Raw genomic sequence first — 3,914 nt, 5'->3', positions numbered from 1 at the left:
CCCGGCGCCCCGCGCGCTGGGGACGACGGCTGCTGTGGGGCCTGCTCGGGCTCGTGGGCCTCGTGGTGCTGGTGGTGGCGGGGGCGCTCATCTTCGTCACGAGCTCCGGCGGCGAGGCGTGGCTGGTCCGCAAGGGCCTGGGGCTGGCGAACGAGCAGCTCTCCGGGCGGCTGGAGGTGGGCGGCCTGGACCTGTGGCCGGGCGGCGCCGTCCTCACGGACCTGAAGCTGTATGACCCGGAGGGCGAGCTGGTGGCGGAGGTGGCGCGGGTGGAGGCGCGCCTGCGCCTGGGCGCGCTGGTGGGCCAGCACGTGGACCTCACCCTCGCGAAGGTGGAGAAGCCCCGGCTGTACCTCGCGCAGGACGAGCGCGGCCTCAACCTGTCCCGCGCGCTGGAGCCGCGCAACCCCAAGCCGGAGGAGCCCCCGCAGGGCCGGGGCAAGCTGCGGCTGGACGTGCACGAGCTGGTGCTCGAGAACCTCTACGTCGACTTCCGCCAGGAGGTGGAGGACGGCCCCGAGCGCCACGTGCGCCTGGACGACCTCGACGCCCGCGGCACCGCGCACTACGCGGCGGCGACGCAGGGCTTCGGCGCGACGCTGGAGGCCACCGGCGGCCTCGGCCTGCCCGTGGCCGGGCCGGTGCGCTTGAGCCTGAAGGGCGGCGGCGAGGAGGGCGCGCTCCAGGCGGACGTGAGTCTCGAGGCCGCGGGGCTCGTGCTGGACGCCAGCGGCGACGTGAAGCTGCCGCCGGAAGCGCCGCCGGGCCAGCCCGAGGGGAAGCTGCGGGGCAAGGTGGCGGTGCGGCGCCTCGTCGCGCCGCCGGACCTCTTGAAGGGCTTCGTGCCCGCGTGGCCGCTGGTGGTACCCGTGTCCATGGAGGCCACGGCGAGCCTCGACGGAGACGTGGCGCGGATGGACGCGCGGGCGAAGGCGGCGGACGCCTCGCTGGACGTGAAGGGTGACTTCGACCTGGAGCAGATGCGCACCAGCGGCCTCACCGCGAAGGCGCGCGACGTGGACCTGTCGAAGCTGGTGGCGGAGGGACCGAAGACGAACCTCCACGCGGACCTCGACGCGCGCGGGGGCGGCACCAGCCTGGAGACGCTGGACGGCGAGGTGGACCTCACCGTGTCCCCGTCCGAGTACCTCGGCCAGCCGCTGGGCCCGGTGGAGCTGGAGGCGAGCGCGAAGAATGGCCAGTACGCGCTGTCGCGGCTCCAGGTGCTGCTGCCGGGCGCCTCGCTGCGCGCCAAGGGCCAGGGCACCCAGGAGCGGATGCGCGTGGACGGCGGCTTCACCGCGGGCAACCTCGCGCTGCTGTCGCAGTCGCTCTCGAAGCTGTTGCCGGGCACGGTGCCGCCCATGTCCGGCAATGGCACGCTGGACTTCATCGTGGAGGGGCCGCTGCGCACGCCGGGCCTGGAGGCGCACGGCGGCTTCACCTCGCTGAAGTATGGAGACACGCTGGCGCTGAGGGACCTCACCGTGCGCGTGGAGCTGCCGGACGTCACCCGGCCGCTGGACACGGACGCCTCGCTGGTGGTGGCCGAGCTGCGCACGGGTGGGCGCACCTTCAAGGACCTCGCGGCCACGGTGGCCACGCGGGAGCGCGAGCTGGACGCCACCGTGCGCGTGCAGGGTGACGCGCAGCTCGGCCTCACGCTGGGAGGCCTCGTGGACGAGGACGGCCAGGGGCTGGCCATCCGCGCGCTGACGCTGTCCTGGCCAGAGGCCACCTGGACGCTGCGGCGCCCCACGCACCTGGGCTTCGGGGGAGGCCGGGTGGAGGTGGAGCCCGCGCTCGCGCTGGCGTCCGGGCCGCAGTCGCTGTCGGTGCGCGGCGTCATGGAGGGCGAGCAGGTGAAGGCGCGCGTGGAGCTGGACGCCTTCGACCTGTCGAAGCTGCCGCGCGCCTTCGTCCCCGAGTCGCTGGGCCTGGGCGGCACGCTGACGGGCCACGTCGCCGCGAGCGGGCGGATGCCCCGGCCGGACGCGGAGGTCAACCTGCGCCTGGCCGGCGGCCGGGCGCAGGGCTACGAGGGGCTCGATGCGGCCCTCCAGGCGAGCTACGCGAGGGACCGCGCCCTCGGCTCGCTGTCCGCGAACCTGCCCATGGCGAAGCTGTCCGCGGACTTCAGCGTGCCAGTGCAGGGCGTGCTGAAGCGCCGCCGCGACGAGCTGTCCCTCCAGGTCAACCTGGAGGACCTGGACATCGCCGAGGCCCTGAAGCTCGCGAAGCAGCCGCAGGGCGCGAGCGGCCGCCTCGCGGGCACGCTGAAGGTGGTGGGCCCCGCGCGCGAGCCGCGGCTGGACTTCACGCTGCGCGGCCGCGAGCTGCTCTACCAGGCACCCAAGCCGGGCTACTCGCTGACGACGCCGGCCGGCTTCGAGCTGACCGCGAGGTCCGCGGAGGACGACGGCACGCTGGGCGCGCGGCTGGAGCTACAGGGGCTCGCGAAGCAGGCCTACGTGGCCGTGCGCACGCCCTTCACGCTGGGCGGGCTGATGGCGAAGCCGCCCACGCCGGACGCGCTGTTCGCGGCGGCGATGAACGTGGAGGCCCGCGTGGCGGAGCTGCCCCTCACGCTGCTGCAGGGCATGAGCGGGGTGGACCGGCCGGGCGGCACGCTGTCCGCGCAGCTCGACCTGAGCGGCTCGGTGCTGGTGCCGCACGGCAAGCTCGCCGTCCAGGCCAACGGCGTCACCATCAGCGGCGTGCCGCCGCAAACCGGCCAGCTCACCGTGGTGGGCGGCGACAAGGACGTGCGGGTGACGCTGGCGGTGCAGCGCGAGCAGGGCCCGCTGGCGCAATTGGAGGCGCTGCTGCTGGCGCCGCTGGGCGCGCTGCAGGACCGCGAGGTCTACGGCCACATCCCCTTCCGGATTCGCGGCCGGCTGATGCCGGTGTCCATCCAGGAGCTGCCCGGGGTGGCGCGCTCCACCGCGACGGGCGCGCCTCCCGCTCCGGGCATCAGCCGCCAGGGCGTCCAGGGCGTGCTGGCGGTGGAGGTGGCCGCGCGCGGCACGCTGGACACCCCCCAGCTGGACATCACCGCCGGCGTGCAGAAGCTGGGCGTGGGCGCGCTGGGGCTCGGCCAGGCGCGCCTGCACTACGCCTACAACAACGCGCGCTCCACCTTCGACGCGCTCCTCACCGCGCCCGCGGGGGGCACGCTGATGGTGAACGGCCGCCTGGACCTGGACGTGTCGCTGCCGGCGATTCAGCGGGGCCTGCGGACGACGCAGGCGCCCATGGAGGTGGCCCTCAAGGCGCGCAACTTCGACCCGTCCTTCCTCTCCGGCGCCACGGAGATGGTGCGCAGCCTGGGAGGCATCCTCCAGGCGGACGCCAACCTCGCGGGCACGCTGGGCGCGCCCACCTTCCAGGGCACGCTGGCGTGGAAGGACGGACGGCTGGGGCTGATGGGCCTCGGCGAGTACCGCGACATCCAGCTCGGCCTGGAGGCCACGCGCGAGACCATCGCGCTGCGGACGCTGTCGGCGAAGGCGGGCAACGGCTCGGTGCGGCTGGAGGCGCCGCTCACCGCCGTGCGCACGCGCGACGGCGAGTACGAGCTGTCCAGCCCCAAGGGAGCCGAGCACCCGCTGGTGGCGACCGACTTCCCCATCATCTACGACGACCAGCTCATGGCGCTGCTCACCATGCGCGCGAAGGTGGAGGGCACGCTGTCCGCGGAGCTCGTCAACCTGCGCAACGTCTCCGTGCCCGAGGCCATCATCGTCCTGCCGGAGCTGAAGCGGAAGGACCTGCAGCCGCTGGAGCGGCCCGATGACGTCGTCCTCGTGCGCAACGGCGTGCCCGTGGAGCGGCGCAAGCGCAAGCAGCAGCAGCAGACCTCTCCCGGCGAGCCGCGGGAGGGCTCCGACGACCCCACCCCCACCGTCGCGCCC

General features: G+C 74.4%; 1 protein-coding gene. It reads left to right on the top strand.

Annotation, left to right across the window (positions count from 1 at the left end; all coding sequences use genetic code 11):
- Window positions 1-3,914: translocation/assembly module TamB domain-containing protein (locus HG543_RS52170; RefSeq protein ID WP_169352447.1), on the top strand; the 3,914-nt coding region annotated here is incomplete at both ends.

The organism is Pyxidicoccus fallax (assembly GCF_012933655.1).
Taxonomy (GTDB): domain Bacteria; phylum Myxococcota; class Myxococcia; order Myxococcales; family Myxococcaceae; genus Myxococcus; species Myxococcus fallax.
This window is presented reverse-complemented; position numbering and strand designations above follow the sequence as displayed.